Raw genomic sequence first — 26,752 nt, forward strand, 5'->3', positions numbered from 1 at the left:
GGTGGTCCCAGGATCTTACGTTTTATCAACAAACAAACTCGAATAAGCGCCCAGCGCCTGTGCGCCGCCTGTATGCAAAAACACCACGTCGTCGCCCTTCTTCAGTTTCCCGGCTTCAATATCACCAATCAAACCCGCGAACGCTTTACCTGTGTAAACCGGGTCAAGAAGGATACCTTCCTGCTGGGCCATGAGCGCGATTGCCGCATTGCCCTTTGCGTTGGGAATGCCGTACGACGGCTCACCATATCCGCTGAGCACTTGCACATCATCTGATGTGCGCGTGATGTTCACACCCAAATGCTCCAGCATACCGTCGACCAATTCTCCAACGGTTGTTTGAATGGATGTTGGGTCTTCCTCATTATGAACACCAATGATGGGGAACGGGCGTCCACTTATTATAGACCCCGCCGCCAAACCGGCATGCGTGCCCCCGCTTGACGTGCAAAAATATAGGGCCTTTGGCGACAATTCCGCATCGGCGAGCTGATCATTCAACTCACCAAATGCAGCGACATAACCAAGCGCACCAATTACATTTGAACCGCCAAGCGGAATGAAATACGGCAGTTTTCCTTGATTGCCTACCATACGCATCAAATAATCACGCACATCGTCGCGATCATATACATCCGCGTAAACATGCACATGCGCACCCAAAACATGGTCAAGTGTCACATTGCCCGCCAAACGATATGCAGGGTCTTGCCAATTCACCTTATCGATAAGCGCAACATGACATTCGAGGCCCAATTTGGCTGCAGCGGCAGCGGTTTGCCTGCAATGGTTGGATTGTATGCCGCCAATTGTCACCACGCTCAGCGCATCATCGGCTTTCGCAGCCGCCATCAAAAACTCAAGCTTGCGCGTTTTGTTGCCGCCCCCAGCAAGCCCGGTACAATCATCGCGCTTGATATAGATTGTCGGCCCACCCAAATGTGCACTTATACGATCCAACCGCTGTAGAGGCGTTGGCAAATGGGCCAATTCGATCCGCGCCGAGTTCGCAAGAACCTTGTCAATTTCACTATTTAAACGCATCTCATTACCCCTTAAGCAGCAAGCCCTACTTCAAATCGCCAACAAACGCCTCAAACCGATCACAAGCGCGCGCGATGTCTTCAAGCGACACAGCATAAGAAACGCGGAAGTGTGGCGACAATCCATATGCCCCACCATGCACGGTGGCCACATCAACTTCGTCAAGCAACGCCAGCGCCACATCTTCATCCGTCACAAGCTTGCGACCGCCTTTGGTGGTCTTGCCCAACAATCCAGCGCACGATGGATAAACATAAAACGCGCCATCTGGTGTCAAACAGTCAAGGCCTTCGATTTGGTTGAGGCGCGAAACCAAATAGTCACGCCGTTCAACAAAGGCCGCGCGCCATCCGTCCAAAAATGTTTGATCCCCGTTCAATGCTTCAACCGCGGCCCATTGTGCAATAGAACATGGATTGGACGTGGATTGCCCTTGCAACTTGCGCATGGCTTTCAATAACCAATCTGGCCCCGTACAATAGCCAATCCGCCAGCCGGTCATAGAATAGGCCTTAGATACCCCATTCATGGTCAATGTCCGCGATGCCAAATCGGGCGCAATTTGCGCCATCGTGTAAAATTTGGTGCCATAAGTCAGATGTTCATAAATATCATCCATCAAAATATGGACCTGCGGATGCGCCCGCAGCACGAGGGCCAATGCTTCCAACTCTTCTTTAGAATAAACCGCACCCGACGGATTGCCTGGCGAATTGATCAAGAGCCACTTGGTTCTTGGCGTTATCGCTTTGGCCAACTCATCCGCAGTTATCTTAAAGCCGCTCGCCGCGCTCGTCTGCATAATCACAGGGGTTGCGCCGGTCAAATTGACCATTTCAGGATATGAAACCCAATAGGGCGCAGGCACCAATGCCTCATCGCCCGGGTTGAGCGTTGCCACCAGCGCATTAAAAATGATCTGTTTGCCACCGGTCGCCACAAAACAAGCGCTCGGCTCAACATTCAAGCCGTTCTCACGCGCAAATTTTGCCGCAATCGCGGCCTTAAGCTCTGGAATACCATCAACTGCTGTGTATTTTGTCTTGCCCGCATCCAGCGCGCGCTTGGCCGCAACTTTAATTTGGTCGGGCGTATCAAAATCCGGCTCGCCCGCACTCATGGGGATAATATCAACGCCTGCGGCACGTTTTTCCAAAGCAATTGCGGATATGTTCATACTGGCAGAAGGTTTCACGCGCTCAAGCGCATCAGAGATCATGGTCATGAAAAAGATTCTTTGGTTGGGTCCTATCAAAATGGATCAAAACAAGTTCGTTGCGGTTTGGCAAGCAGCAAGTGCCAAAAGCTGTTGCCACAAACTTGCCGCACAATTGAACGCAAATCTCCTCAGTTTCATCCAACTCTGAACGCAACTGATCGGCACATTGCCATCATCGAACAATGATACGGATTGGAACAAAGCAATGAGCGCGTTAAAAAAACGAAATAGCAGCTTGGCCAAATTCACCGGCGCCTTCGCAGGACTATTTGCCATTTTGCTGGTTGTCAGCCCTGCATTTGCAGCAAACGCTGATCATTCTAACGCGCTGGCGCTCAGCATCATCTTGCCAGCCCTTGCCCTTTGTTCCGCAATCATATTTGGCGTCTGGCACCAAATGAGCCGCGCTAAGTTCAAACATATTCGCGTGCGCAATCTGCGCCGCTAGAGATATTACTCAACGACCTCCATTCTGCACCGCTTTCCAGCAGAAGCCTTCTATTTTGGAAAGCATCCCCCAAAACTTGATGACCGGTGCCTCCCCCGCATCGGTCTTTTTTTGTCCGCTGTTTCAAACCTTTCCAAGCTTACCAATTATTCATCCGGCGGAAAACTTTAGGCAACGTGACATCCCCTATCTTCATTCTCGATCAGACGCACAACACGAAGCGCCCAACAGATCGGGCAAAGGAAAAAGAAATGAAAAAGCTCTCAGCACTCGTAACCGCAGCAACTCTTGTTGGCACACTATCAATCAGCGCGTTTGCTCCAGCCGCATTCGCCCAAGACAATTCAACCCAATCGCCAAAAGCTGAACAGAAGCAGGACCATAAAGGCAAAGGCCAATTCCGCCCAATGCGCGGTGGTCACGGTTTCCTAGGTTCCATTTGCTCAACTGAAGGCGCTGATCGTTTGGACAAAATGCTCGAAATCATGGCCATTCGCATCGATCTAACAGATGCCCAACGTCCAGCATTTGACGACCTGAAAACCGCAGCGCTAACTGCACAAACAGACTTTGCGACAAGCTGTGCGCCGCTTAAAGAACAAAAACCTGAAGGTGCGGCGGAAAAGCTTAAACACCGTTCCGCAATGATGGAACTGCAGTTGGCCAGCATGAACACAGTTATGCCTGCGTTTGAAGCCTTCTATGACTCATTGTCCGACGAACAAAAAGCGCAAGTCAACAAAGCTGGCGGCAAAAAAGGTCGTCAAGGCATGGAGCACGAAAACGGCGAGCGCAAAGGACAAAAAGGCCATTGGGGCAAAGATGGCAAAGGCCCGCGTGGCCAAAAAGGTCAATCAGCTCCTGCGCCAACCAACGGCTAACACGTAGCGATACACTGTCTGGCGGCAAGCCCCCGTCGTCAGACATTTCTCCCAACACTTGTTCCCGCAAAGGAGCGTCAATTGTCCCCAAGCAATTGGCGCTCTTTTTGACTTGCCGATCAAACAATCTCAAGCTACCAATGTGGTTCAACCAATTCTTTCGGGATGACGATCATGACATTGCCATTAAACTCCACGGCGGTTCGCGCCAATTTTCCTGCGTTCAAGCAAGCTGATTTGCAGGGTTGGGCATTTTTCGAAAATGCCGGCGGTGCTTATATGGCCCAACAAGTCATCGATCACTACAACCATTATTTCACGGCGCACAAGCTTCAGCCCTACGGTACCTACCCCGCATCACAAGAAGCAGGTTCGGAAATGGACCGGGCCCACGTCCGCTTGGCCAAGGTGCTCAACACATCCGTTGATGCGATCCACATTGGCCCATCCACATCCGCAAACACATATACTCTTGGCAAAGCGTTTGAAGAGTTTCTGAGCGCGGGCGATGCAATCATCGTGACCAACCAGTGCCACGAAGCAAATACGGGCGCATTCCGAAAGCTGGAAAAAATCGGTGTAGAAGTGCGCGAATGGCAAGTGAACACCGAAACCGCAGAATTAGAGCTTGATGCCCTAACTGCCCTGCTTGATGACAAAGTCAAACTGGTCACCTTCCCCCACTGTTCCAACATTGTTGGCCACATTAATCCAGTTAAAAAAATCTGCGAAATCGCCCACTCAGTTGGCGCGATCACCGTAGTTGATGGCGTTGCCTACGCCCCACATACTTTACCCGACATCACCGATTTGGGTGCAGATATCTATTTGTTTTCAACTTACAAGACTTACGGTCCCCACCAAGGGGTAATGGTGGTGGATCCAGATTTGGCCAAAAAACTGCCAAACCAAGGCCACTTCTTCAACAAAGACATTTTGCGTAAGCGGTTGGTGCCAGCGGGCCCAGACCATGCACAAATCGCGGCATGTAATGGCATCGTTGACTATTTAGATGAACTTGCAAAAATTGCTGGCACACAAGGTACGCCCGACCCTTATCGGGCAACATCTTTGAAAATGCGCGCGCAAGAAACACAGCTGGTTGAACCGCTTATGGACTATTTGCGCGGACGTAATGACGTGCGCATCATTGGCCCATCAACGCCAATCGACCGTGTGCCAACCATTGCAATTCATTGTGAAAAACCGGGCCAAGAGCTAGCGCAAGATTTGGCCAAACACAAAATCATGGCCGCCGGCGGCCATTTTTATGCCTATCGGTTGATAAAGGCATTGGATTTGGGTGTTGACCATGGCGTTTTGCGCATGTCATTTGTGCATTACACCGCTCAAAACGAAATCGACCAGCTCATCAAAGCGCTCGATCAAGTTCTTTAGTTTTTCGGCGACGCCTTATACTGGCGCAAAGCCCATCTAAGTTGTGAAAGTTGTCGCCCATGACGCGCGCCACCGCTACAGCATTGCTGATCGTTGCCACCATTATTTGGGGCTCGGCCTTTATCGCCCAAAAATCTGCAATGGGCTCAATGGAGCCTTTCACATTTCTAGCAGCACGCTATTTGCTTGGTGGCATACTAATTTTGCCGCTCGCTATTTGGGAAAGTCGCCGTGTCAACAAACCAATCACCAAAAAAGGCTGGCAATTGATTGGTCTTTTGATCATCGCATTCTTTTTTGGGTCTTGGTTGCAACAGATTGGGCTGCTCACAGCTTCGGTTACCAACACCGGGTTCTTGACCGGCTTCTACGTCTTTTTTGTGCCAATTCTCATGGTGGTTTTCACCAAGGCGAAACTGCACAACCTAATTTGGGTGGCTGCCGCGTTGGCCTTTTCAGGGCTATTTCTACTCAGCGGTGGCAAAATCGAAAACTTCGTTATCGGAGATTACTACGTCTTCGCCAGCTCGTTCTTTTGGGCAATGTATGTGTTCTTTTTGGGCACCACCGCTCAAACCACACAGCGCCCGATTACTGTGTCCGCGATCATCTTTTTGATCGGTGGCAGCATCTGCGCCGCTGGGGCATTGGGCACCGAAACGGTGACCATTGAGGCTATTCAGATCGGTTGGGTTGAAATCCTATACACCGGCATCCTATCCACAGCGATCGGCTTTACATTGCACACCGTCAGCCAGCAACATGTGCCAACCGCCAATGCGGCCCTCATACTTTCAATGGAAAGCCTTTTTGCAGCCATTGGCGCCGCCATTATTTTGGGAGAGCGCCTCAGCTCTAATGGCTATTTGGGGATTGTGCTGATTTTTTCAGCCATCGTGTTGGCCGAAGCGGGCCCGGTCTTTTTTGAAAAGGCCCGCCGCAAGAGAACAGCCGTTGGTAACTCTAGTTAGCCGCGACGCGATCAAGCAATACTTCTTCACACAAAAAGAATACACATGCTTTCACACTCAATTTGTCCGCAGCCAACTGCTTAACGGTCCCGTTGACCCGGTGTCCTTGAAAATTAATTGTGCCCCGCCATTTGGAACGACCGCGCATTGGAATCTCAGAGAACAAGTCAGTGCCCAATAGTTTCTTATTGTCATCATTGACGAACTTTGGGTCAATCCAGGCCACTTTGGCGCAAAGATCGGTGCCTTTGCCGCAGTAGCTAATGTCGTAGCGAGATTCTTTGTTGCCCGGCGTCCAAGTGCCTTCCGGGTTTAAGTTCTCAGCCATTGCTGGCCCGCTGATCGACATGGACAAAGCAACAACACTCATGATTTTGGCAAACTTGCTCATTTCTTCTCCAAACAAAACAATTGCCGCCCGCGCATTTTGTCTAATCTTTGAGTGTGGCGGCATTGTGAACCCGATATGCCAAACCCATCATTTAAGCCAAGCGTGATCCACTAAATATCTATTTATTGGCGACATCTTATCACAAATGCCAACAATCAATTGGGCAGCATCATCCAGTTTTTCAAGGGCTGGCACAAATGGCATTTCCCCGCTTTTGACGACAAGTCCCTTATGTCGCAACCATTCTGCCCCTTCTGCGGTTTTGTCAAAACCCCGTGGCACTCTTGATAACGCCGGAGGATCGAGCACAACACCATGCTTTGCAACAGCCCTTACGGCAGCTGAAACAGTTTCCGCGCCATCCAAAACGATTTGAGCGCGCATGCGCTCGAGCTGGTCCTTATCCAATCCCCAATGCCCTGAACCAAAGGCAAAGCTATCCGCGTTAAAAACCACATGAACGCCCGGCGATCTATTGGGATGTGCACCTGTCCAAAATATCAAATGCACATGCGTGTGATAGGGCGTCTTATCTTTTGAAAACCGTGTATCTCGATATATACGCCGAAGCGATCCATTCACCTTTGGTTCTGCCCTTAACGCAGGTGAAAGCTGGGACAGCGCACCGTCAACAGTGCCAATGAGTTCTAGCATTGGCCCAACCACATGCTTTTGGTAACGCGATTTGTTTACGTCAAACCATTCCCGATTATTGTTCTTGTCGAGCTCAAACAAAAAACTGCGAAAAGCCTCACCAATCATCTCTTAGTCCCCCGGTTCAAGTTGCCTATATTCAATATGTCGAACCGCAATCGACCTAGTCGACACATTTATCAAAAACCTAATCCCCTAAAAGGGCCGTCATCAGATTGTCACAAGTCCGTCACCCAGCTGTCATCATGGAACCTTAACTTGGTCCTTGTTCAAGATACAATGCCCCGTGTATTGGACAAAACACAGCACAGAGCTGTGTCAGACTGACGTGTCACCACCCCCAATCGACACGCAATGGCCGCTCCGTCAGCGGCCATTTTTTATCTCACAACCGCTTCAAAACTGGGGGCAGTTGACGATTTTCAGCCCCACACCTTCAAATTCTGTGAAAAAACCGCCTAGAATAAACCAACTCCAATCGATTCCATTAAGGGCGCTGGCATGGCGAAGCTTTATTTCTCATATGCGGCTATGAATGCTGGCAAATCGACAATCCTCTTGCAAGCAGCGCACAACTACCAAGAACGGGGCATGAATGCGCGCCTTTACACCTCTTCACTTTATGTCGAAGATGGTGTTGGTAAAATTTCATCGCGCATTGGCTTGGACGTTGCGGCCAACCTTTATGACCGCAAGATCGACCTTCTCGCCGATATAGAGGCCGCGCATCGCAACAAAAAGATCAATTGCATTTTTGTGGATGAAGCTCAGTTTCTAACCAGTGATCAGGTCTGGCAACTGGCCCGCGTCGCCGACCGGCTGAGCATACCGGTTATGTGCTTTGGTCTTCGTACCGATTTTCAGGGCAAATTGTTTGAAGGCTCTGCTGAATTGCTTGCCATTGCCGATGTTCTTCGAGAAATCCGCACCATTTGCGAATGTGGCTCCAAAGCTACCATGGTCGTACGCATGGATGAAAATGGCACCGCCATCCGCGAAGGCGATCAGGTCAGCATTGGCAAAGAAGTCTATGTGTCACTTTGCCGTCGCCATTGGGAAGAGCATATGAACCCAACAAGCGTCGTCAATATAGAGCACCAAACAGCATTTGACCTTGACGATGACGACGAAAACGATGTGCCCTCCATTTCTGCGATAGGATAAAAAATGAGCGAAGACGCGCCCAAAGGTGATTTGACCATCCGCACAATAGCCATGCCGGCAGACACAAACCCATCGGGTGATATTTTTGGCGGCTGGGTTCTAAGTCAAATGGATATCGCGGGCGGAATTGCTGCCGCGGAACGCTCCAAGAGCCGAGTAGTCACCGTAGCGGTTGAAGCCATGACCTTTATCGCGCCCGTCAAAATTGGCGATGTTTTGTGCATCTACACAACAATCGAACGGGTCGGCACAACCTCAATTTCCGTATTCATGGAAGCTTGGGCGCGTCGGAATCGGCTCGACGAACGCGAAAAAGTGACCGACGGTCGCTTTGTTTATGTGTCATTGGACGATCAAGGTAAGCCCAAAACCATAAAATAGCTAGCAGCGCGCATCTGTTCGTTACAAAAAACACACACTATCACCTTGAAATCACACACATTTTTCAAAAAAGGTAAAATGAACCGAAACTGAACATTACCGTTCAGTAACCATTCAGCAAGCTTTTGGTTAAGTGGCATCACCGAACAAGTGAAGCATCCAACTGGGAGATCTGAAATGGACTTTCGTAGATTTAGTAAAACCGCAGCCCTTGCCACAATGGGCATTGTTATCACCGCGTCATCTGCTTTTGCTTTCACCGCAAAATCATCAACAGCGCTTAACGTGCGCTCAGGCCCTGGCACTGGATATAACATCGTTGACGCTCTTTATACCGGCGAAAAAGTCAATGTGAACAAATGCACCAAGTCGAGAAAATGGTGCTACGTCACCCATTCTGGTCCTGATGGTTGGGTTGCCGCAAAATACCTAAAACGCGTGGGCGGACACAAGCCAAAACCAACGCCAACTCCATATCCAAGTGATCCTGAAATCACATTTGGTTTTCAGTTTGGCTCAGGTGGCTCCTCGTTTACATTCGGTTTTTCAACCGAAGACGGATATACCACGCCACATGAACCAAAGCCGCACAAAGCAAAGATCTGCTTTTACAGCAATGCCTACTACAAAGGGAAAAAGGCTTGTGTTGATGCCGGTACAAACAACCGCCTATTGTCGCCAAAATGGAATGACCGCATCTCCTCAATCAAAGTGATTGGTGATGCATCGGTCACGGTGTGTAAACACAAAAACTACAAAGGCATCTGTCGCACGATCGACAATAATATCCCAAAACTAGGTTTTCGTTTGAACGATGAAATCTCTTCATTCAAATCATACCGCTACTAAAATAGCCCAATTTGTCAGACCTCCACTGACACACATTGCCCCGGCATTTGCCGGGGCTTTTTTGTTCGAAAAATAGCTTGGCCCTATTGAATGTGATGACACCGCGCCCGTATGCTGATACCAACAAGGCGCTTAAATAGAAGGATTTCTGCATGCCATTGAAATTGGTGAAACATCAATGACATACAAGTTTTCACAACTTGCAGACTTTGGCTGGTCATCATTTTTTTCCGACCAACTTAATTCTTCCGACACAGAAAAGCTCATCCCCGTAAAAGTATCTGAAGTTCACCGCGCAAAGATCAGGGTATTGGCGCCAGATTTTGACGAATATGTGCCCCCATTTTATGCAAAGAAAAGCGACAACGAAGCCCGCGCAATTGTGGGGGACTGGCTATTGCTGGACAAAAACACGTTTGAACCTGCGCGCCTACTTACCCGCAAAAGCCTGTTGAAACGCCTAGCACCGGGCAAAGGGCGACGGGCACAATTGATCGCTGCCAATATTGACACGCTCTTCATTGTGTCCTCCTGCAATCAAAACTTTAATATCGCTCGAATTGAAAGATATTTGACCCTAGCCCAAGATGCTGGGGTACATCCGGTCGTGGTGCTCACCAAAGTCGATTTAACTGAAACCCCACAGGACTACGTCAAACAGGCCAAAACATTATTGCCTGATTTGGACGTGATCCTTTTAAACGCCAAAGACCCGGCCTCAGTCGAGCAGCTTCTGCCTTGGTGCAACAAGGGTCAAACCGCAGCGTTTTTAGGCTCATCGGGTGTGGGCAAATCAACATTGATCAATACTCTTACAGGCGACGATCAAATCGCCACCCAAGACGTTCGCCAGACCGACGACAAGGGCCGCCACACCACCACCAGCCGCGAATTGCATTTATTGAGCACCGGGGGCTTGTTGATGGACACACCGGGCATGCGCGAACTTCAACTCACCGACGTTCAAATGGGCGTTGAAGAGGTTTTTTCCGACATAACCGACTTGGCCCTCACCTGTCGTTTTCGTGATTGTAAGCACCAAACAGAACCCGGCTGCGCCATAAGAGCCGCTCTAGAGTCTGGAGACCTAGAGGAAACCCGTTTGCAGCGCTGGAAAAAACTCAGCGACGAAGACCAACAAAACACCCAAAACTTGGCCAAACGCCATGCCCGAGAACAAAGTTCAGGCAAAATGGCGAAACGGAGCAAAAAAGGGAAATAGGTAGGGGCGAAATCAACTTAACGCCGATGACACATTGATCGCAATAGGGCCTTTTACCATTATTTGTGTGTCTATCTGGGGTGAGTATGCTACAAAGCCCCACCCTGCACGCGATCATGCGTGCCTGTTCCGACACTGATTGGACGTATATCATGCAAATCCCTAAATGGACGAAACCTGCGCTTTGGGGCGCGGGTGCGGGTGCTATTGCTTTAGCAGTTGTAGGCTTTAACTGGGGTGGCTGGGTAACAAGCAGCGCCGCAGCGCAAATGGCAAATAAACAAGAAGTTGCAGCAATAGCCGCGGTGCTCACACCATATTGCGTTGAGAACTCAAAAACCGATCCAAAGTCCGCAGAAGTTTTTGTTGAATTCAAAAAAGGCAATTCCTATCAGCAGCGCCAGATTATTGAAAAAGCTGGTTGGGCGACCCCATTGGGATCAGACAAGCCGAACAGTGTTTTGGCCAGTGCTTGCCAGGCTGAATTGAGCAAAGATATCTAGCTAGTTTCCGCTGGGCACCCGCCAGCAAGTTAGCACAAGCGGCATCAATGCGATCTGATCGCCCCTATCTATTTGCCGATGTCTTAGTCTGCGTTTACCCGCGCAGACTAAGCCCAGCTGCCACATATTGGCATTGCGGAACGGACTTATTCAAGTTCTGCGACCACATCGAAAATGCAAACCGCAGTTTTTACCTGAACCCAGAAACTTTGTCTGTTTCGCTGGCGCAATCTTGCTGCCGGCCAAAACCATTTAAGGAAAACCATGACCGATATACTTGATCCAAAAATCGACAACGCACATAAACAAGATGGCAAACCACACAGCCAACCCACAACCAATTCTATTGTGCAACTGGCAGAACATGGCTTGCCCATCACATCAAAAACCGCCATCGTCTATTGTGAAGGCAATTTTGGTGCTTTGGATGGCAAAACAGCAAATGGCCTGGTTCGGCATTCAGAAAAATACGAAGTCTGTGCAGTTATTGACAGCAAACTGGCCGGTCAAGACAGCGGCATGGTGCTGGACGGCATTGCAAATTCGATACAAATTCATAGTAACCTTGCAACAGTTTTAGACCACCTAGAACATACGCCCGACTTCTTCATTTTTGGCATGGCTCCGGCCAGCGGCATGTTATCAACCCACGAACGCGGCCTGATTATTGAGGCTATGAGCCATGGCATGAACATCGTCAATGGACTACACGAATTTCTCAACGAAGACCCAGTGTTCGCTGCAGCGTGTCTTGCCTATGAGGTTACCATCCTTGATGTGCGCAAACCACGTGCCAAAAAAGATCTCAGAATGTTTAGTGGGCGGATCAAAGAAGTCACCTGCCCGGTTATCGCAGTGCTTGGCACAGACGGCGCCATTGGCAAGCGAACCACATCAACCATTCTAACGGATGCACTTAAGGCCTACGGAATAAAGGCCACCATGATTGGAACAGGACAAACCGGTCTCATTCAGGGTGCGCGGTATGGCATAGCCATTGATGCAATCCCAGCTCAATTTTGTTCCGGCGAAATGGAATCTGCGATTGTTGAGGCATTTGAACAAGAAAACCCAGATGTAATCATCGTCGAAGGTCAAGGTGCCCTCAGCCATCCCGCCTATTTGACTTCAGCTTTCATCTTGCGCGGCAGCCAGCCTGATGGCGTCATTTTGCAACATGCGCCGAAGCGAACCCACTTGGGAGATTTTCCGGATACTGAAATGCCAACGCCAGAAAGCGAGATCAACCTCATCGAAACCTTTGCGGACACAAAGGTTATTGGGCTCACCATCAACCACGAAAACATGAGCGACGATGAAGTCAGCTCAGCGATCAAAACTTATACGCATCTGTTGGGCATTCCAGCAACAGATGCACTGACCAGACCAACAGCCCATCTTGTTGATATGGTGCTCGCAGCATTCCCACAACTTGCGCCCAAACGTGTTGCCAATTCCCATTGACGGCCCCTCGTCTGGAGATTGACCTGGACAAAATAAGGCACAACGCACAAGTGCTGGTCAAAAAGCTTGCGGCGCGTGACATCGGCGTTTCTGGTGTCACAAAGGCAATGTTGGGCAACTCACTTTTTGCCAACACTTTAATTTCCGCTGGGGTGAAAGGCCTAGCGGACTCTCGGGTAGAAAACCTGCAAGCCATGCGTCAAGCCGGCGTAAAGGCACCCATGACACTCATTCGATCGCCAATGATTTCTCAAGCGGCGCAAATCGTCAAATCCGCACATATCAGCCTTAACACAGAACTCGATACCATCGCCGAGCTTTCAGAAGCTGCTTCAGCTCAAAACTGCGTGCATGGCGTATTGCTGATGGTGGAATTGGGAGATCTGCGAGAAGGCATTATGCCCGCAGATCTCGAGGATATGGTCCGCAAAACCTTGCGGTTCCAAAATATCAAACTTGAGGGCATTGGCACCAATTTGGCCTGCCAAAATGGCGTTGTTCCGGATGCAAGAAACATGGGTGAACTCTCAGCACTTGCTGATGCGATTGATGCAACATTCAACGCAAAGCTACAGATTATCTCTGGCGGAAACTCTGCCAATTTGACATGGGCGCTAGGGGATGAAGCTAAAGGTCGGATCAACAATCTACGTTTGGGCGAAGCCATTTTACTTGGCTGCGAACCACTCTATCGTCAACCGCTTGACGAACTATTCACAGATGCATTTGTACTCTTCGCCGAAGTAATAGAATGCAAAATCAAACCATCACACCCCACGGGCGCCATTGCGCAAACAGCGTTTGCTTCCACCAAAACGGCCAGAAACAGCGGACTCATCCATCAAACAACCTTAGCACTGGGGCAAATGGATACAGACCCAACTGGTCTTTCACCCGTTCGAAACATCAAAATTTTGGGGTCAAGCAGCGATCATATGGTCTTGGACACGCTTAACGAAGACTTCCCAATAGGATCAGAAGCGGCCTTTCATCTCAACTATAGCGCGTTAATTCACGCCATGGCTTCGCCCTTTGTCACAAAACAATATCGTTCAAACAATATTGCGACAAAAAGGCGAGCGCACTGAAAACTAGAGTTGGGTTAGTCCATTAGTTCTGGCGGCAAACTGCCGTGTCTGGAAAGGACCATAGGTTCATCATAACAATCGGTTTCAACATCGATCTCTTGAGAAAATGAAACCGCTCCGTCGCGGGTCAAAGAAACCCGTTCAGCCAAAGCTATCGCGGCTTCAGCCGTCTTGGCGGATTGCATTGGATCGGCAACCAGGGCACGGCCTTTTTGTCGAAAGCTCATTACTGCAAATCGTAACGTCATAGCTGCCTCTTATGAAAGAAGCAGCATAGCACGTTTGCTCAGATACAATGATTTATTGTCACAATTCGGCAATTAAACTCAGACTAGATATTGGACAAAAGCAGTAAAATCCGTAGAACAAGCTAATCTTCTTTCTCGCCCCCTTTTTGCACCTCAATCCCCCGCCCCATTTCCGCCGCCTTCATGCGCTTTGCTGCCTTTATACTGAAAACCTAAGTTGAGGCGTTGCCATGAACCCGCTTTCCGTTTTTTCTGCTGCCATCATCGCTGTTGGTTTGGCATTGAGTGGGTGGTTGTTGGGTCAATCGCTCGAAAACAGCCGCAAGCCGATCCGCACGGTGACGGTTAAGGGCCTTGCGGAGCAAAACGTAAGAGCTGATCTTGGTTTTTGGCCAATCCGGTTTGTTGCGACCGGCCCAACGCTAGAGACGGCGCGATCCAACTTAGAGCTTTCTGAAAAAGCTGTGCGCGCATTTCTAGCAAAACGTGGGTTCAAAGACACAGAAATCGAAATCCAAAACCTACGGGTTGAAGACCGCTATGCGGGCTACAACGGGGGCAATTACCCAGCCGACGTTCGCTTTAATCTCAACGAAGATATGCTGGTAACCACTGACCAAGTGGATGCCCTAGCCGCCGCTTCGCGCGATATTGGCGAATTGCTCAAAGCAGGAGTTGTCTTTTCGTCTGACAGTTGGTCGGGCGGCCCAAGCTTTGTGTTCACTGGCATTGCTGATCTTAAAAGTGAAATGTTGACAGAGGCCACAGGCCGCGCGCGCGACGCAGCGCAGCAATTCGCAAAAGAATCTCAATCAAATGTAGGCAATATTCAAACCGCCAATCAAGGCGTGTTCCAAATTCTGCCCGCTGTCGATATTCCAAACGATCGACCCGACAAGCAGATAGACAAAAAGGTGCGCGTGGTTTCAACCATCACCTATTTCTTGGTGGACTGACCAACCTCTCCGCTTCATTGGCGATAGACGCAGTGCGCAGTGAGCGTTAGCATCCATGCAGAACAACCAGCGGGGGTGCAAAATGGACAAAATTGAAGGTGGTTGCCTTTGTGCATCAGTTCGCTTTGTCGCTACTGGATCACCAGACCGAGTGGGCATTTGCCATTGCTTGGATTGCCGAAAGCATCACGGCGCGCTTTTTTACGCGGCAGCTATATTCCCAGCGAACACACTCATCGTAACAGGCAAAACAAATGCCTATAATGGCCGACATTTTTGCCCAACCTGCGGCTCGTCAGTTTTTGCTTACTCTGGTGAAGAAGTTGAAATTCACCTTGGTGCCCTTTATGCGCCAAATCAATTCACCCCCACATACGAAATCTGGTGCGAACGGCGCGAAGCATGGCTGCCAACGTTTAAGAACACAGTGACATATGGGCGTGAGCGACATTAGGATAGACCAGCATTAGTGCCTAAAGGGGTGAAGCAGATAAATGCAAAACACACAAACCAACATTCGACCAATGAGCCAATCAGAGTATGCTATTTGGCTGCCCCATTGCACGAAGGAGTTCGCCAAAGAAAAGGCTCAGGCCATGGCGATCAGCCAAGACGAAGCGCTTAAACTCTCAGAGCAATCGTTCAAGAGCATCCTGCCAGAGGGGTTGAACACACCCCGACAGCTACCTGTTCCCCATTCTGAATGGCGATGATCAAAAAATCGGCACGGTCTGGTTTGTGATTTCAACAAAATGGGGTGTCACTACCGCATTCATTTATGACCTCGAAATTGCGGCAAACTTTCGTCGCTTGGGGCACGCTCAAGTTGCAATGCGCCTCATCGAACCGGTTGCAAGTGAGTTGGGTGCAACCAAATTGGCGCTACATGTATTCGGTTTCAATTCCGGTGCGATAGGTCTTTATGAAAGCCTTGGATATAAGACCACAGACATAAACATGGCCAAATCTCTCTAAGAGGAAGCAACTTCCAATAGTTAACAAATACTTGCCAAAATGTCGCACCCATGCAAAGTTTTGCATGCCGTATGGGGCGATGGCATGTTTTAGGGGAACCGCCCCAAAGCAATGGGGACTAATATGGAAGAAATCACCGCAAATGTAAGTTGGCTGGCCATAATCGTGGGCGCCGTTGCCGCTTTTTTGGTAGGTTGGCTTTGGTATTCACCAAAATTATTTGGCACCAAGTGGGCTGAGGGCAGCAAAGTTGAATTGGGCGATGCCAGCGAGATGCCGATGGGGGCAATGGCAACACAAGCTCTTGGTCTTATCGGCCTAGCATGGGTTGTCGCTATTACAGCGGCAACAAACAGCCTCTTGACCATCATCTTGATCACGGTTGCATTTGTTTTGTTGCAATGGTCGGGCAACTCATTCACGCAAAAATCTACTTACGCGAAATTGGTTGATGGCGGTTATTGGGTGATCGCAGTTGTGATCATGATCGCTGTGCAAATGGTGCTTTAGCCAAGAAAAATACTGCGGAGAGAGAGGCCCCGTCCTTAGTTGGATGGGGCTTTATTGATCACATTGGTAGAAAGACACAGAAATGATTGATGTTTTTGAGGTCAGTTGGATTGCCATAATTGTCGGCACAATAGGTTCTTATTTGTTAGGCGTTGTTTGGTATTCACCCGTTTTGTTCGTAAAAAAGTGGGCCGAGGGGATTGGCGCGAAGGCAGACAAGCCAGCAATGCCGCCATTAAGCGCCATGCTCGCACAGTTTGTCGGGCTGTTTTTGCTCGCGTGGATAATTGAGCTATTTAGCCCTTCTCAGAATTGGGCTGCGGTTGTGTTGATCAGTGCCATGTTTGTTGTCTTGCAATACGGCAACAACACATTCACGGGTAAATCCACTTACGCAAAACTAACTGAAGGCGGCTACATCCTTGCCTGCGTAACCATCATAGTCCTGGTGCAACTGCTGCTCTAAAAACGCTGACATACCTTTGGGTGAAAACGGCCCCGACCATAAATTGGACGGGGCCATATTTGTTGAAGCTGTGCACCTAGTGCGCGCTGCCTTGTGCCGACACCGCGGGCGGGCGTTGCACAAAAAACGCCAAGACCAAAGCAACAAGAAAGATCGCCGCTCCGCACATAAAGGCCAGCTGAATGCCACTGGTCAAGGCAGCTGTTGCATCAAGCCCCGCAGCAACAGAATTTCGCGTTTGGATGGACATAACCGCCACAAACAAAGCCACCCCTGCAGCGCCTGCAACCTGCTGGATACTGCCCAACATTGCGCTGCCGTGCGAATAGAGCATGGGTGGAACGGCCCCCAAACCAGCGGTAAAAAGTGGCGTGAAGACCAACGCCAAACCAACGCTTAATACCATATGTCCGATCAAGATATTCCACATGCTCGTGTCTTGCCCGACGCGTGTTAATGCCCACAAAACCGCTGCAACCAAAATGGCACCCGGAATGACCAAGGGCCGAGGACCAATTCGGTCATACAATCGGCCAACACTGGGGGCGAGCAAACCCATGATCAACCCGCCCGGCATCAAAATAAGCCCGGTTTGTAACGCATCAATTCCCAACACATTTTGGGTATAGATCGGCAATAGAATGATTGTGCCCAACAAAGTCATCATGCTGATTGCCAACATGGCCAAACAAATCGAATAAAGCTTGGACTGGAAGGTGCGAAAATCCAGCAGGGCCGCATCCTTTTTCTGTAACGAAAGCTGACGCAAGATGAAGACAACCATCACCACAGCGCCGATCAACAAAGTGCCCCATGCCGGCAAACCAGCAATTTCTGCGGTTTCCTCACCACCCAATCCCGAAAGCCCGTAAACAATGCCACCAAAGGCAATCGCGGACAGGATAACAGAAAGAAAATCTAAAGGCGCATAGCGCGGTTCGGTAACATTTTTCATCCATTTGGCCCCAAGCACCAAAGCCAACAAGGCAATCGGTAGCACAAGAATAAACAGCCAACGCCATTCCATATAATTCAAGATAAATCCAGAAATGGCAGGCCCAATTGCTGGCGCAACAGATATCACAATAGAAATATTGCCCATTGTTTTGCCCCGCGCTTCGGGGGGCACCAAAGTCATCACGGTCGTCATCAACAAGGGCATCATAATGGCGGTACCCACCGCCTGCACAACCCGGCCAAAAATGAGCAGTTCAAGCCCGGGGGATAAGGCGCAAATCAACGTTCCCAGTGCAAAGATACTCATCGCCAAAATAAAAATGGGCCGTGTGTTCATGCGTTGAATCAAAAATCCGGTGACCGGAATAACAACGGCCATGGTCAGCAAAAATGCAGTTGTCAGCCATTGAACCGCGCCTGCAGAAACATCCAGCGCCACCATTAGGCGGGGCAGCGCCACCGTCATAATCGTTTCGTTGAGAAACACAACAAATGTTGAGCCCAACAATAGTGCAATCACTAGTCTATTGCGCGCAGTGTGATCGGCCCCCTTGTCAGTTTGTTCGGTCACACGCGCCGTTTGATCTAAATCTGCCATAAGTACCTTTTTGAAAAACCGTGTACAGACGACAAAGAACACACGGCTTAGAACAAGCACGCGAATTTATTCTCGGCCATCACCCTATTCGAAATGATCCATTTGCGGCTAAGCTAAATCGATTTTCTCTGGCGCACAACTGAAAATGTTCTCTTTACGTTCACAAAAAATCTTCCTATATTGCAAGACAACTCGGCGAACGAATGAGCAGCGCCACTCCTTTACTATTCGACCAATGGACCCTGCAATATGAGCGGCGACGACAAAAAGCCCCAGCGCCCCGAAAAGCCAGATTTCTCAATCGACGATTTCATATCGGAGATCGAAAAAGCTGAGGACATTGTTGCGTCCAAACCCCTGCCCCAGCATCGCTTGCGCAACGCGCGCGCGCTCGACCGCGCCGAGGCGGAGGAAGCGAAACGCAAAAACACCAAAACATCCAATCCAGACACCGTCACCGGCATGTCGAAAAAGTCACCAAAATCCAAGGCCAACGCGGTTGAACGGCCCGGAAATTTGGATGGATTTGGCGAAACCCAACAAGCGGGCTTCAACCATGTGCCCGAATCCCAAATTCGCAACAAAGGGGCCGACAAGGGGCAGTTCGCAGACGCCAGCACTGGCGTTTCTGAAACCGTCAAAGCGCTAGAAAATCTCATCCAATTCGGCCGCGAAGAAGTGGAAGGCGTTGAAGCCTGGAAACCACACCGCCCGGCCCGCCCGCCAAAAATGGAAGGCGGCATCAAGTTTGATCTGGTCACCAAGTTCGAACCACAGGGCGATCAACCAACCGCCATCGCTGAATTGCAAGAAGGCATTGAGAATGGGGAAACAGATCAGGTGCTGCTGGGTGTCACCGGTTCGGGTAAAACCTTCACCGTGGCCTCGCTGATCAACAATACCCAGCGCCCCGCGCTCATTTTAGCGCCCAACAAAACTTTGGCCGCGCAGCTTTATGGCGAATTCAAAAGCTTCTTCCCCAACAATGCGGTGGAATATTTCGTTTCGTTCTACGATTACTATCAACCAGAAGCCTATGTGCCGCGCACCGATACATTCATCGAAAAAGAAAGTACCATCAACGACCAGATTGACCGGATGCGCCACTCCGCCACCCGCGCGGTGCTGGAACGTGATGATGTGATCATCGTTGCGTCCGTGTCCTGCATTTATGGTATTGGCTCGGTTGAAGGCTACACCTCAATGATCGTTGACCTCAAAGAAGGTCAAAAAATCGATCAGCGCGAACTGCTCGCCCAGCTGGTGGCTCTGCAATATAAACGCAACGAAGCCTCCTTCGTGCGCGGCACCTTCCGGGTGCGCGGCGACACGATTGAGATTTTCCCCGCCCACTTTGATAGCGCGGCGTGGCGGGTTTCCCTGTGGGGCGACGAGATTGAATCCATCGTGGAGTTTGACCCCCTGACGGGCCACAAAGCGGCGAACATGAAGTACATCCGGCTTTATGCGAACTCGCACTATGTCACCCCGCGCCCCACGCTCAACCAGGCGATGATTTACATCAAAAACGAACTGCAGGGCCGTTTGCAAGAACTCAACGGTATGGGCCGTTTTCTTGAGGCGCAGCGCTTGGAACAACGCACCCTTTTCGATTTGGAAATGATGGGCGCCACCGGCTCTTGCGCGGGCATTGAAAACTATTCGCGCTACCTCACCGGCCGCCAGCCGGGCGAGCCGCCCCCAACCCTGTTTGAATATCTGCCAGACAATGCGCTTGTGTTCGTTGACGAAAGCCATGTGACAGTCGGTCAATTGGGCGCCATGTACCGGGGTGATTTCCGCCGCAAAGCGACGCTGGCCGAATATGGCTTCCGCTTGCCTTCGGCCATGGACAACCGCCCGTTGCGGTTTGAAGAATGGAACGCCATGCGGCCCCAATCTGTATATGTGTCCGCAACGCCGGGCCAATGGGAAATGGACCAAACAGGCGGCGTTTTCGCCGAGCAAATCATTCGCCCAACCGGCCTTATTGACCCGCCGGTGGAAATCCGCCCGGCCACCAATCAGGTGGACGATGTGATCGACGAAATCAAAAAGGTCGCCAAGGTCGGCTACCGCACATTGGTGACCACTTTGACCAAAAAGATGGCCGAAGATCTCACCGAATATATGCACGAACAAGGCATCAAAGTGCGTTACATGCACTCAGATACCGACACGATTGAGCGGATCGAAATCATCCGCGATCTGCGCCTTGGCGCGTTCGACGTGCTGATCGGCATCAACTTGCTGCGCGAAGGGTTGGACATTCCCGAATGTGGCTTGGTGGCGATTTTGGATGCGGATAAAGAAGGCTTTTTGCGCTCCGAAACATCCCTCATCCAAACCATCGGCCGCGCCGCGCGAAACGCTGAAGGCCGGGTAATCCTTTATGCGGACAAGGTGACAGGCTCTATGGAGCGCGCGATTGGCGAAACCAACCGCCGCCGCGAAAAGCAAGAACAATATAACCTTGAACACGGCATCACGCCGCAATCGATCAAATCCGACATTAAGAACATCATGGATTCCGTCTACGAAGGCGACCGCGTCACCATCGGCACCGGTGATAAATTCGCCAAGGGCGCGGTGCACGTGGGCGATAACCTCGCCGCCACCATCAAAGACTTCGAAGCCAAAATGCGCGAAGCCGCCACCAACCTCGAATTCGAGGAAGCCGCCCGCCTGCGCGACGAGGTAAAACGGCTTAAGGATATGGAATTGGATATTATTGATTAACGGCGTGGGCAAACATTTCGTCACCACAATGAGACCCCGCATCAAGTGCGGGGCGGTGCGTTTGGCGTGACGTGATTTCCCCCATCACCGTCCTCCCGCACTTAGAGCGGAATAATAAACTGCCCCCTCACCACAATGACGCCCTGCATCATGTTGGGCGCGGTGCGTTTGGCGTGATGCAACTTCCCCCGCACCGTCCCGCACTTGATGCGGGACCAATATATTGCACCATCGACTCCACCACTCTCCGCCTTCACCCTGAGCTTGTCGAAGGGCAAACAACGCGCCCTCGCGGTTCGACAGGCTCAACATGAGGGGCAAGGGGCGCTGCCTCAAATACAGGCAAAAGTCAGCTGTGTGGACAAACCGACCACGCAGTTTTTTCCGGCAAAGCTCAAATGAGCGAGAAGAAGGTACTCGCGGCACAGGCGGAGCAGTTCTACAGATATACCTGTGCAGCCAATAGCTTAAATACTATACTTCGAATTATCGCCCTGTTTGGAGCGAGCTCTCGATATATTTAGGATAATATGCATACCGAAGAATCACTCAGAGAAATTGCGAAAATGTCTGCGGCCGAACGATGGATTGTCGCCAAAGAAAAACTGAGCAATACTAGTAATCGTGGCGCTGTTTCGGCGTTGCTAAACCACCTGCCCGTTCATGAGAATACTCGATGGCTAATCTTCCAACCGCAGCTTGCAAATCAAGTGGCGACTTCAAGTGCCGCGCACGCATTTCGATCTCTTCAGATAAGCAATCTTCACTATGAACTTATTCGGATTTGCACGTTCTGGGACCCAGTTGACCTAGATAGCTACAGCATTCCTACAATCGTTGCGCTAGCAGACGACCCAAGCGTCTCGCTGTGCGTATATGAAGACCACTTTAGCCGTTGGCCCAACGAGCCCGTTTGGGCAAAGGAGCAAGGCAACAAGGCTAGAAGACGCTTGCGTAACAGCATTCGTGATGCCAAGAAAGTTGAAAACTCTGATGTTTTGCGTTCGGCTAGAAACTACCGTGACAAACTCGCGCATTTGCTTGAACAAACCAGAGCTGAGAAAAAGGAAACCATACCGCCTCCGAAATACGGCGATGAAAGAAAGCTCTTGGAGAAGACTATCTCGGCCGTGAACCGTCTCTACCTTTCGCTCAATGGTGTAAATTTCGACTGGAAGGGTGCCAAAAAAATGCACCGGCGGAATGCGGATTCGTTTTGGAAGGGCGTGTCGATCGAAGTGCTTCGCTGACTCGACGTGTCTAATCTGGCGCATAGCGCGAAATGCTGATCATGCCGAAAACCGATGTGTGCTTTGGTCGCGAGCAGCAACATCCATCGCCTCCAAAAAAATCTTATCCCCGTCTCCTCCACTTCCTTTACACTACTCCCCATCTTCTTGCCCCAAGCGGCCATCGACGGATGGTGGGGCTCTGAGTGCGGCTCGCGTTGTTCTTGCCTTTCCCTCACTTGTTTTGAGGGCATATGGGACGATCAAATGGCGGGGGTGCCGGGGAAGGCCTGAAGGGCCGACGGCGGCGTGCAATAACTCTTCCGGGGGTGCCGGGGAAGGCCCGAAGGGCCGACGGCGGCGCGCAAAATGTCTGGGCGTTTGGCACGGTGATCCAGAAAAGCAAACAGCTTTCGGTCATGGTCAAACAAATAGGCACATTCAGAGCAAAGAAGAGGCAGGTGCCCCATCCGGCCGCGGGTGGGGAACGCCGCAACCAATTGTCCAGCCCAACACCGAGGGCAGCTGTAAACCGTTTGGTGAGTATTGTTTCTCACCTTCGCCTTAAAAGGGCGATCACCAAATGATCATGGCGATCAAAACAATTTTGGTGGAGTGTTGGTAAGGGGATAGAAGGGTTTAGCACCCCGGGGCAATTGGGCGTTGGCGAAAAACAACTGTCCACACGAGGCGTTTATTGTCTCATCATTTACTACCCATAACGAGACAACAATCGCCTCGTGTGAAACGCAATTTGAGCGTTGTCAGCAAAAGTGGGAACCGGTTTTTCGGTTCGACAGCGCGAATATAAAGACAAAGGTCGAATACGGGTGCATGTCGGGGGCTTTGGTGTGGCTAAATAGACCCCGGATCAGGTCCAGGGCTGATAAAAAAGATGCGAGTGTATTTCTCATTATGGCGCGGACCGCCCTTTTACGGCATTCCCAGCCCCTGAGCCGGGATCAACTGTTTGCTGATCTGCGCGTCAATTGGCGGGGATGTCGGGGAAGCAAATAGGTTCGCGACGGCGCGTTTCAAAAATGTACGCCTGTTCCGGCCAATCGATGGTGCGGTTTTAACGGATCATCAGGTCGTCGAAACGTACCGCGGGCGAAAAGAACGTTTCAAATGTAACTACAGCACAATTGATTTATATCAATTATAAGAATCAAGAACTCTGCGCATAGTGAGGACAAGTTGAACGGATTGATCGTCACCAGCCTCTGACTTTTCTGGTTTTGATCCTTCAATCAGCACTTCGCAAGTGGTGCTGTGCAATAACCTTGGCGGGTGTGCAATCATCTCATGCCTCGCAAAGCCCGCCAGGTTTATTGCCAACAAGTGTTCGGACAGGTGTGGGCATGTTCTCGCGATCATCCCCTATCTGATCTCTCCGCGTATGTCGCGCCTGTCCGATCCATTGTTCCCCTAACGTATTGGCATTTGTTTAATTGCGTCGCGTTGCGCAGCTTTTGCCTTTTGCCGTTCACGCCACCACACAAATAGCCCCGCACCCACTGTCAGCGTTGCACCAAAAAGGCTAATCATATCAATCCAGTGACCGAAAAAGATCACCGTCATGATGATAGCGGCGGGCAAAATTAGGAAATTGAAGGGCTGCAATGCGCTTGCAGGTGCTTCGCGATAAGCCATCGCAAAAAGCGTGTGCGCCACATTGGCCGTCACAATCACCAATAGCATCAAAAGCCAAGCGTTCAGCGTCATCGGAACCATGTTGAAAATGCCAACGCTTGTGGAAAGGACAACCCCAACAACCGCCATATAGGCCATCGAGGTTGTGGTGCTATCCGTGCGCGCAACCAACCGCGTCAGAACGGTATAAAGCGCAAACGTTGTTACCGCCCCAAGCATAAACCAAACCCCAATGTTCACCTCTTGAAAGCCGGGGCGGATGATGATCATCGTGCCCAAAAACCCGACCCCAATGGCTGACCACCTGAATATGCCAACCTTCTCTCCCAATATCGGTATGGCAAACAAAGTCACAACAACCGGAAACAGCATGAAAATGGCTTGCAAATCGCTCAGTGGCATAAACTGTAGCGCCGCGCTGAAACACCAAATATCCAGCACCAACAATATGCCACGTGCAATTTGCATGACCGGTCGTTTGGTGTGAAAGGCCTTCCCAATTGGCCCTTCCCGCATAATCCACACAAGCGTGAACATCGCAACGCCCCAAAACCGGAACATAACCACCTGTGTAGGTGGATAATCCGTCACCAAATACTTCACCGCAACATCCTGCACGGAAAAAATCAGAATGGAAATCAATGTCAGGGCAATACCCTTGGAAATGTTATTCCCGGTGTCGGGATTGATGTTATTCATAAGAGAACCTGAAGGTAAAAGCGCACGATCAATTCAGCACGCCAAAGAGTGAAGACGTAAACCGTAGCACTGAATTTCTAAACCGCCTATAAGAATAACATGAGAATTATGCCAAGAGTTTGAACCATTATGCCCCATATCATTATCGAATACTCAGCCCCACTTGCAGCACAATATGACCTCAGTGCTCTATGCGAAGAACTTTTTGAAGCAGCCATGAGCACTAGCGCTTTTGATACACCGCAGGATATAAAAGTGCGCATGCTGCCAGCGTCCCACTGGTTCCAGCAAGTGGAAAACCCAAGCTTTGTGCATATTACCGTAAGGCTACTGGTTGGCCGCACGCTTGCGCAAAAGCAAGAAGTGACATCCTCGATATTGCAGGCAGCATTTCAGCGCTTAACTGATGTGGGTAGCATTTCGGTAGATATCAAAGAAATTGTGCGCGAAACCTATGTAAAGCGTGCGATTTAGAGTCAGCGGCAAACAACAGTGATGGCGGGCAGAAATATACATTTTAGGTGCCGCACAATTGGTGCCGCATCAACTCTCGCGGGTCGCGTTTTCAATTGCGTCTTTGACGATGAAAACCGCCAACCCAAACAACATGCCAGCCCCCAGCCCCACTACTGCTTCGCCCATAAATGCAATGCTGAAGTACGAGCCGAATGCGGGAATAGCACTTATCAACGCATAACCGACCAAACCACTAAGGGCACCGACAATGGTGATTTCAGCTGTGTTGAAATGTTTTTCGCGCTTTATGCAAGCGATCAGAACGGCGCCAAATCCGCCAGCAACAAGTTGCACGAGCATTGAAAATGCCGTTTCCATCTATCCTCTCCCCCAAAAAATCAAATGTCCCTGAGTGATAGTTTACAAAGATTAGGAGCATTGAGAAAGAAATCATATTCCGCATCTGGAATGTTGTATTCCTTCCAATTACAGCGATTATTGATATGCTAGTAGAGAATGAGGAGAGATTTTCGATGCGGTTAATCACATTGCTCACATTGGTGTTATTTTGCGTTCTGCCCGCCCAAGCCCAAACGCCTGGCGAAAAACACGCTTACTTCAAAGACTGGCTAGCAGCATGCAGGACCGATACTGGGTATTGCTCTGCAATATCGTATATTAACCCAAATCCAGGTAATGGCGCTGTGGCGGACCACTGGTTGCGCGTTGGTCGGAACAAGAGCAACGACAAATGGGAAATATCGATAACCCCAATTCTCACCATGCCATCGAACACCACAACTTTCTATTTTTGGGTGGGTGAGGAAAGCTTCTGGTTCACCAAAGGGGACAGTGCGCTTGCCTATGGTGCGGTAAATGACATCTTCCTGCTCAATAATGATGCGACAAAATTACTGTCGGCCATGTTGGCGGGCAACCGGTTGAAGGCCAGTTTTGATGATCAACAGGGCCGACGTGTTGATATTGAATTTTCACTTTCTGGATTAACGGCTGCATTATTATGGATCGACGAGCAACAAGGACGGGTTGGCGATGCACGCGTCGCAGGTGATATCCCGAAAGGTCTAGAACTTGCGGAACCAAAACTGCCGCTGCCTGAAGCATTGCCAAATGAGATCATCGCCAAGCACGCCAAAAATGAAAATTGCGATCCGCTAACAGAATTGGTGCACGGTGAGGATTGGCAAGTCCACCAAGTCAACAATTCCACTTTGCTCTACATGGTGCCCTGCAGCGCCGGAGCTTACAATTTCTCCTACGCATTTTATAGGCAATCAGTCGACAACGGCGATATTTCCAAGCTTCTCTTTGTCGACTATTGGGACAGTCTGGGATGGACCGGAACAGACGTGCTTTTCAACGCCGGTTTTGACCCACAAACGCGCATTCTAACGAGCTACTACAAAGGACGCGGACTGGGGGACTGTGGCACAGCAGGAGAATGGCAATGGCAAGAATATGGTTTTAAGATGCTCAAATTCTTCGCCAAATCTGAATGTGACGGCTATGCTGACGATGCCGACATGTCATTTCCACAAATTTTTCCGTAAAAACCGAATCTGAGCCAA

The 26,752-nt window shown here is 50.2% G+C and carries 29 protein-coding genes; 21 read left to right on the forward strand and 8 right to left on the reverse strand.

The features are described 5' to 3' along the window. Positions 1–15 precede the first annotated feature (15 nt). Positions 16–1,044 carry a D-cysteine desulfhydrase family protein gene (locus tag O4H47_RS17105; protein WP_269395231.1) on the reverse strand — a complete coding sequence of 343 codons (1,029 nt, stop codon included), beginning with the start codon at positions 1,042–1,044 and terminating at the stop codon, positions 16–18. A gap of 25 nt (positions 1,045–1,069) precedes the next feature. Continuing rightward, the gene (locus O4H47_RS17110; protein WP_269395232.1) at positions 1,070–2,269 is read right to left on the reverse strand and encodes a pyridoxal phosphate-dependent aminotransferase; all 1,200 of its coding nucleotides are present in this window, start codon (positions 2,267–2,269) and stop codon (positions 1,070–1,072) included. 199 nt (positions 2,270–2,468) lie between these two features. On the opposite strand from O4H47_RS17110, the gene O4H47_RS17115 reads away from it, so the two are divergent. From O4H47_RS17115 to O4H47_RS17130, 4 genes are all read left to right on the forward strand, one after another. Further along, positions 2,469–2,711, forward strand: coding sequence for a hypothetical protein (locus tag O4H47_RS17115; RefSeq protein ID WP_269395233.1), 243 nt, complete (start codon positions 2,469–2,471; stop codon positions 2,709–2,711). A 251-nt stretch (positions 2,712–2,962) separates the two neighbouring features. After that, positions 2,963–3,592 carry a Spy/CpxP family protein refolding chaperone gene (locus O4H47_RS17120; protein ID WP_269395234.1) on the forward strand — a complete coding sequence of 210 codons (630 nt, stop codon included), beginning with the start codon at positions 2,963–2,965 and terminating at the stop codon, positions 3,590–3,592. A 174-nt stretch (positions 3,593–3,766) separates the two neighbouring features. After that, the gene (locus O4H47_RS17125) at positions 3,767–4,990 is read left to right on the forward strand and encodes an aminotransferase class V-fold PLP-dependent enzyme (protein WP_269395235.1); all 1,224 of its coding nucleotides are present in this window, start codon (positions 3,767–3,769) and stop codon (positions 4,988–4,990) included. A 59-nt stretch (positions 4,991–5,049) separates the two neighbouring features. After that, a complete protein-coding gene (locus O4H47_RS17130; protein WP_269395236.1) occupies positions 5,050–5,961 on the forward strand; it encodes a DMT family transporter in 912 nt (303 codons plus the stop codon). On the opposite strand, the gene O4H47_RS17135 is transcribed toward O4H47_RS17130, so the two are convergent. Both O4H47_RS17135 and O4H47_RS17140 read right to left on the reverse strand, forming a co-directional pair. Further along, a complete protein-coding gene (locus O4H47_RS17135) occupies positions 5,954–6,352 on the reverse strand; it encodes a DUF2147 domain-containing protein (protein WP_269395237.1) in 399 nt (132 codons plus the stop codon). The two genes, O4H47_RS17130 and O4H47_RS17135, sit on opposite strands and share 8 nt — an antisense overlap. Positions 6,353–6,439: 87 nt before the next feature. Then, positions 6,440–7,114, reverse strand: coding sequence for a DUF2461 domain-containing protein (locus tag O4H47_RS17140; RefSeq protein WP_269395238.1), 675 nt, complete (start codon positions 7,112–7,114; stop codon positions 6,440–6,442). Between the two features lie 393 nt (positions 7,115–7,507). Between O4H47_RS17140 and O4H47_RS17145 the strand changes: the two genes are divergently transcribed. The 7 genes from O4H47_RS17145 (at position 7,508) to O4H47_RS17175 (ending at position 13,677) form a co-directional block, all read left to right on the forward strand. Further along, positions 7,508–8,170 carry a thymidine kinase gene (locus O4H47_RS17145; protein WP_269395239.1) on the forward strand — a complete coding sequence of 221 codons (663 nt, stop codon included), beginning with the start codon at positions 7,508–7,510 and terminating at the stop codon, positions 8,168–8,170. A 3-nt stretch (positions 8,171–8,173) separates the two neighbouring features. After that, a complete protein-coding gene (locus O4H47_RS17150; protein WP_269395240.1) occupies positions 8,174–8,551 on the forward strand; it encodes an acyl-CoA thioesterase in 378 nt (125 codons plus the stop codon). A gap of 177 nt (positions 8,552–8,728) precedes the next feature. Continuing rightward, positions 8,729–9,400: an SH3 domain-containing protein gene (locus tag O4H47_RS17155; protein ID WP_269395241.1), complete on the forward strand. Its 672-nt coding sequence runs from the start codon at positions 8,729–8,731 to the stop codon at positions 9,398–9,400. A gap of 178 nt (positions 9,401–9,578) precedes the next feature. Then, a complete protein-coding gene (rsgA, locus tag O4H47_RS17160) occupies positions 9,579–10,622 on the forward strand; it encodes a ribosome small subunit-dependent GTPase A (protein WP_269395242.1) in 1,044 nt (347 codons plus the stop codon). Between the two features lie 86 nt (positions 10,623–10,708). Then, positions 10,709–11,125: a hypothetical protein gene (locus O4H47_RS17165; protein ID WP_269395243.1), complete on the forward strand. Its 417-nt coding sequence runs from the start codon at positions 10,709–10,711 to the stop codon at positions 11,123–11,125. Between the two features lie 264 nt (positions 11,126–11,389). Then, complete coding sequence (locus O4H47_RS17170; protein WP_269395244.1) at positions 11,390–12,589, forward strand: DUF1611 domain-containing protein; 1,200 nt, start codon at positions 11,390–11,392, stop codon at positions 12,587–12,589. Next, positions 12,586–13,677 carry an alanine/ornithine racemase family PLP-dependent enzyme gene (locus tag O4H47_RS17175; RefSeq protein ID WP_269395245.1) on the forward strand — a complete coding sequence of 364 codons (1,092 nt, stop codon included), beginning with the start codon at positions 12,586–12,588 and terminating at the stop codon, positions 13,675–13,677. The genes O4H47_RS17170 and O4H47_RS17175 overlap by 4 nt, the downstream gene beginning before the upstream one ends. Before the next feature lie 14 nt (positions 13,678–13,691). Here the strand turns inward: O4H47_RS17175 and O4H47_RS17180 are convergent, their stop codons facing one another. After that, positions 13,692–13,925, reverse strand: a complete 234-nt coding sequence (locus tag O4H47_RS17180; protein ID WP_269395246.1) for a hypothetical protein — start codon at positions 13,923–13,925, stop codon at positions 13,692–13,694. A 230-nt stretch (positions 13,926–14,155) separates the two neighbouring features. Between O4H47_RS17180 and O4H47_RS17185 the strand changes: the two genes are divergently transcribed. The 6 genes from O4H47_RS17185 to O4H47_RS17210 all read left to right on the forward strand — a co-directional run bounded on the left by O4H47_RS17185 (position 14,156) and on the right by O4H47_RS17210 (position 16,832). Further along, on the forward strand, positions 14,156–14,881 hold the full coding sequence (locus O4H47_RS17185) for an SIMPL domain-containing protein (protein WP_269395247.1): 726 nt from the start codon (positions 14,156–14,158) through the stop codon (positions 14,879–14,881). Positions 14,882–14,963: 82 nt separating this feature from the next. After that, positions 14,964–15,335: a GFA family protein gene (locus tag O4H47_RS17190; RefSeq protein WP_269395248.1), complete on the forward strand. Its 372-nt coding sequence runs from the start codon at positions 14,964–14,966 to the stop codon at positions 15,333–15,335. A gap of 40 nt (positions 15,336–15,375) precedes the next feature. Continuing rightward, the gene (locus tag O4H47_RS17195) at positions 15,376–15,594 is read left to right on the forward strand and encodes a hypothetical protein (RefSeq protein ID WP_269395249.1); all 219 of its coding nucleotides are present in this window, start codon (positions 15,376–15,378) and stop codon (positions 15,592–15,594) included. A 25-nt stretch (positions 15,595–15,619) separates the two neighbouring features. After that, the gene (locus O4H47_RS17200) at positions 15,620–15,856 is read left to right on the forward strand and encodes a GNAT family N-acetyltransferase (protein WP_269395250.1); all 237 of its coding nucleotides are present in this window, start codon (positions 15,620–15,622) and stop codon (positions 15,854–15,856) included. Between the two features lie 123 nt (positions 15,857–15,979). Further along, the gene (locus O4H47_RS17205) at positions 15,980–16,366 is read left to right on the forward strand and encodes a DUF1761 domain-containing protein (RefSeq protein ID WP_269395251.1); all 387 of its coding nucleotides are present in this window, start codon (positions 15,980–15,982) and stop codon (positions 16,364–16,366) included. A gap of 82 nt (positions 16,367–16,448) precedes the next feature. After that, positions 16,449–16,832: a DUF1761 domain-containing protein gene (locus O4H47_RS17210; RefSeq protein ID WP_269395252.1), complete on the forward strand. Its 384-nt coding sequence runs from the start codon at positions 16,449–16,451 to the stop codon at positions 16,830–16,832. Between the two features lie 76 nt (positions 16,833–16,908). Here O4H47_RS17210 and O4H47_RS17215 read toward each other — a convergent pair whose 3' ends face one another. Continuing rightward, positions 16,909–18,387: an MDR family MFS transporter gene (locus O4H47_RS17215; RefSeq protein ID WP_269395253.1), complete on the reverse strand. Its 1,479-nt coding sequence runs from the start codon at positions 18,385–18,387 to the stop codon at positions 16,909–16,911. A 249-nt stretch (positions 18,388–18,636) separates the two neighbouring features. Between O4H47_RS17215 and uvrB the strand changes: the two genes are divergently transcribed. Further along, entirely contained in the window at positions 18,637–21,126 is a 2,490-nt protein-coding gene (gene uvrB, locus O4H47_RS17220) for an excinuclease ABC subunit UvrB (protein WP_269395254.1), read from the forward strand. Positions 21,127–21,656: 530 nt separating this feature from the next. Further along, entirely contained in the window at positions 21,657–22,376 is a 720-nt protein-coding gene (locus O4H47_RS17225; protein WP_269395255.1) for a hypothetical protein, read from the forward strand. A 1,407-nt stretch (positions 22,377–23,783) separates the two neighbouring features. Here O4H47_RS17225 and O4H47_RS17230 read toward each other — a convergent pair. Further along, positions 23,784–24,707: a DMT family transporter gene (locus tag O4H47_RS17230; protein WP_269395256.1), complete on the reverse strand. Its 924-nt coding sequence runs from the start codon at positions 24,705–24,707 to the stop codon at positions 23,784–23,786. 129 nt (positions 24,708–24,836) lie between these two features. On the opposite strand from O4H47_RS17230, the gene O4H47_RS17235 reads away from it, so the two are divergent. Then, a complete protein-coding gene (locus O4H47_RS17235) occupies positions 24,837–25,181 on the forward strand; it encodes a 5-carboxymethyl-2-hydroxymuconate Delta-isomerase (RefSeq protein ID WP_269395257.1) in 345 nt (114 codons plus the stop codon). 69 nt (positions 25,182–25,250) lie between these two features. On the opposite strand, the gene O4H47_RS17240 is transcribed toward O4H47_RS17235, so the two are convergent. Further along, positions 25,251–25,541 carry a hypothetical protein gene (locus tag O4H47_RS17240; protein WP_269395258.1) on the reverse strand — a complete coding sequence of 97 codons (291 nt, stop codon included), beginning with the start codon at positions 25,539–25,541 and terminating at the stop codon, positions 25,251–25,253. A 155-nt stretch (positions 25,542–25,696) separates the two neighbouring features. On the opposite strand from O4H47_RS17240, the gene O4H47_RS17245 reads away from it, so the two are divergent. Beyond that, the gene (locus tag O4H47_RS17245; protein WP_269395259.1) at positions 25,697–26,734 is read left to right on the forward strand and encodes a DUF1176 domain-containing protein; all 1,038 of its coding nucleotides are present in this window, start codon (positions 25,697–25,699) and stop codon (positions 26,732–26,734) included. The last annotated feature ends 18 nt before the right edge of the window (positions 26,735–26,752 follow it).

The organism is Maritalea porphyrae (genome assembly GCF_027213965.1).
Classification (GTDB): Bacteria; Pseudomonadota; Alphaproteobacteria; order Rhizobiales; family Devosiaceae; genus Maritalea; species Maritalea porphyrae_A.

Excerpts from the sequence above, each read along its gene's own strand:
- O4H47_RS17105 (WP_269395231.1), bottom strand. The coding sequence starts at position 1,044 with ATGCGTTTAAATAGTGAAATTGACAAGGTTCTTGCGAACTCGGCGCGG.
- O4H47_RS17110 (WP_269395232.1), bottom strand. The coding sequence starts at position 2,269 with ATGACCATGATCTCTGATGCGCTTGAGCGCGTGAAACCTTCTGCCAGT.
- O4H47_RS17115 (WP_269395233.1), top strand. The coding sequence starts at position 2,469 with ATGAGCGCGTTAAAAAAACGAAATAGCAGCTTGGCCAAATTCACCGGC.
- O4H47_RS17120 (WP_269395234.1), top strand. The coding sequence starts at position 2,963 with ATGAAAAAGCTCTCAGCACTCGTAACCGCAGCAACTCTTGTTGGCACA.
- O4H47_RS17125 (WP_269395235.1), top strand. The coding sequence starts at position 3,767 with ATGACATTGCCATTAAACTCCACGGCGGTTCGCGCCAATTTTCCTGCG.
- O4H47_RS17130 (WP_269395236.1), top strand. The coding sequence starts at position 5,050 with ATGACGCGCGCCACCGCTACAGCATTGCTGATCGTTGCCACCATTATT.
- O4H47_RS17135 (WP_269395237.1), bottom strand. The coding sequence starts at position 6,352 with ATGAGCAAGTTTGCCAAAATCATGAGTGTTGTTGCTTTGTCCATGTCG.
- O4H47_RS17140 (WP_269395238.1), bottom strand. The coding sequence starts at position 7,114 with ATGATTGGTGAGGCTTTTCGCAGTTTTTTGTTTGAGCTCGACAAGAAC.
- O4H47_RS17145 (WP_269395239.1), top strand. The coding sequence starts at position 7,508 with ATGGCGAAGCTTTATTTCTCATATGCGGCTATGAATGCTGGCAAATCG.
- O4H47_RS17150 (WP_269395240.1), top strand. The coding sequence starts at position 8,174 with ATGAGCGAAGACGCGCCCAAAGGTGATTTGACCATCCGCACAATAGCC.
- O4H47_RS17155 (WP_269395241.1), top strand. The coding sequence starts at position 8,729 with ATGGACTTTCGTAGATTTAGTAAAACCGCAGCCCTTGCCACAATGGGC.
- rsgA (WP_269395242.1), top strand. The coding sequence starts at position 9,579 with ATGACATACAAGTTTTCACAACTTGCAGACTTTGGCTGGTCATCATTT.
- O4H47_RS17165 (WP_269395243.1), top strand. The coding sequence starts at position 10,709 with ATGCTACAAAGCCCCACCCTGCACGCGATCATGCGTGCCTGTTCCGAC.
- O4H47_RS17170 (WP_269395244.1), top strand. The coding sequence starts at position 11,390 with ATGACCGATATACTTGATCCAAAAATCGACAACGCACATAAACAAGAT.
- O4H47_RS17180 (WP_269395246.1), bottom strand. The coding sequence starts at position 13,925 with ATGACGTTACGATTTGCAGTAATGAGCTTTCGACAAAAAGGCCGTGCC.
- O4H47_RS17185 (WP_269395247.1), top strand. The coding sequence starts at position 14,156 with ATGAACCCGCTTTCCGTTTTTTCTGCTGCCATCATCGCTGTTGGTTTG.
- O4H47_RS17190 (WP_269395248.1), top strand. The coding sequence starts at position 14,964 with ATGGACAAAATTGAAGGTGGTTGCCTTTGTGCATCAGTTCGCTTTGTC.
- O4H47_RS17195 (WP_269395249.1), top strand. The coding sequence starts at position 15,376 with ATGCAAAACACACAAACCAACATTCGACCAATGAGCCAATCAGAGTAT.
- O4H47_RS17205 (WP_269395251.1), top strand. The coding sequence starts at position 15,980 with ATGGAAGAAATCACCGCAAATGTAAGTTGGCTGGCCATAATCGTGGGC.
- O4H47_RS17210 (WP_269395252.1), top strand. The coding sequence starts at position 16,449 with ATGATTGATGTTTTTGAGGTCAGTTGGATTGCCATAATTGTCGGCACA.
- O4H47_RS17215 (WP_269395253.1), bottom strand. The coding sequence starts at position 18,387 with ATGGCAGATTTAGATCAAACGGCGCGTGTGACCGAACAAACTGACAAG.
- uvrB (WP_269395254.1), top strand. The coding sequence starts at position 18,637 with ATGAGCGGCGACGACAAAAAGCCCCAGCGCCCCGAAAAGCCAGATTTC.
- O4H47_RS17225 (WP_269395255.1), top strand. The coding sequence starts at position 21,657 with ATGCATACCGAAGAATCACTCAGAGAAATTGCGAAAATGTCTGCGGCC.
- O4H47_RS17230 (WP_269395256.1), bottom strand. The coding sequence starts at position 24,707 with ATGAATAACATCAATCCCGACACCGGGAATAACATTTCCAAGGGTATT.
- O4H47_RS17235 (WP_269395257.1), top strand. The coding sequence starts at position 24,837 with ATGCCCCATATCATTATCGAATACTCAGCCCCACTTGCAGCACAATAT.
- O4H47_RS17240 (WP_269395258.1), bottom strand. The coding sequence starts at position 25,541 with ATGGAAACGGCATTTTCAATGCTCGTGCAACTTGTTGCTGGCGGATTT.
- O4H47_RS17245 (WP_269395259.1), top strand. The coding sequence starts at position 25,697 with ATGCGGTTAATCACATTGCTCACATTGGTGTTATTTTGCGTTCTGCCC.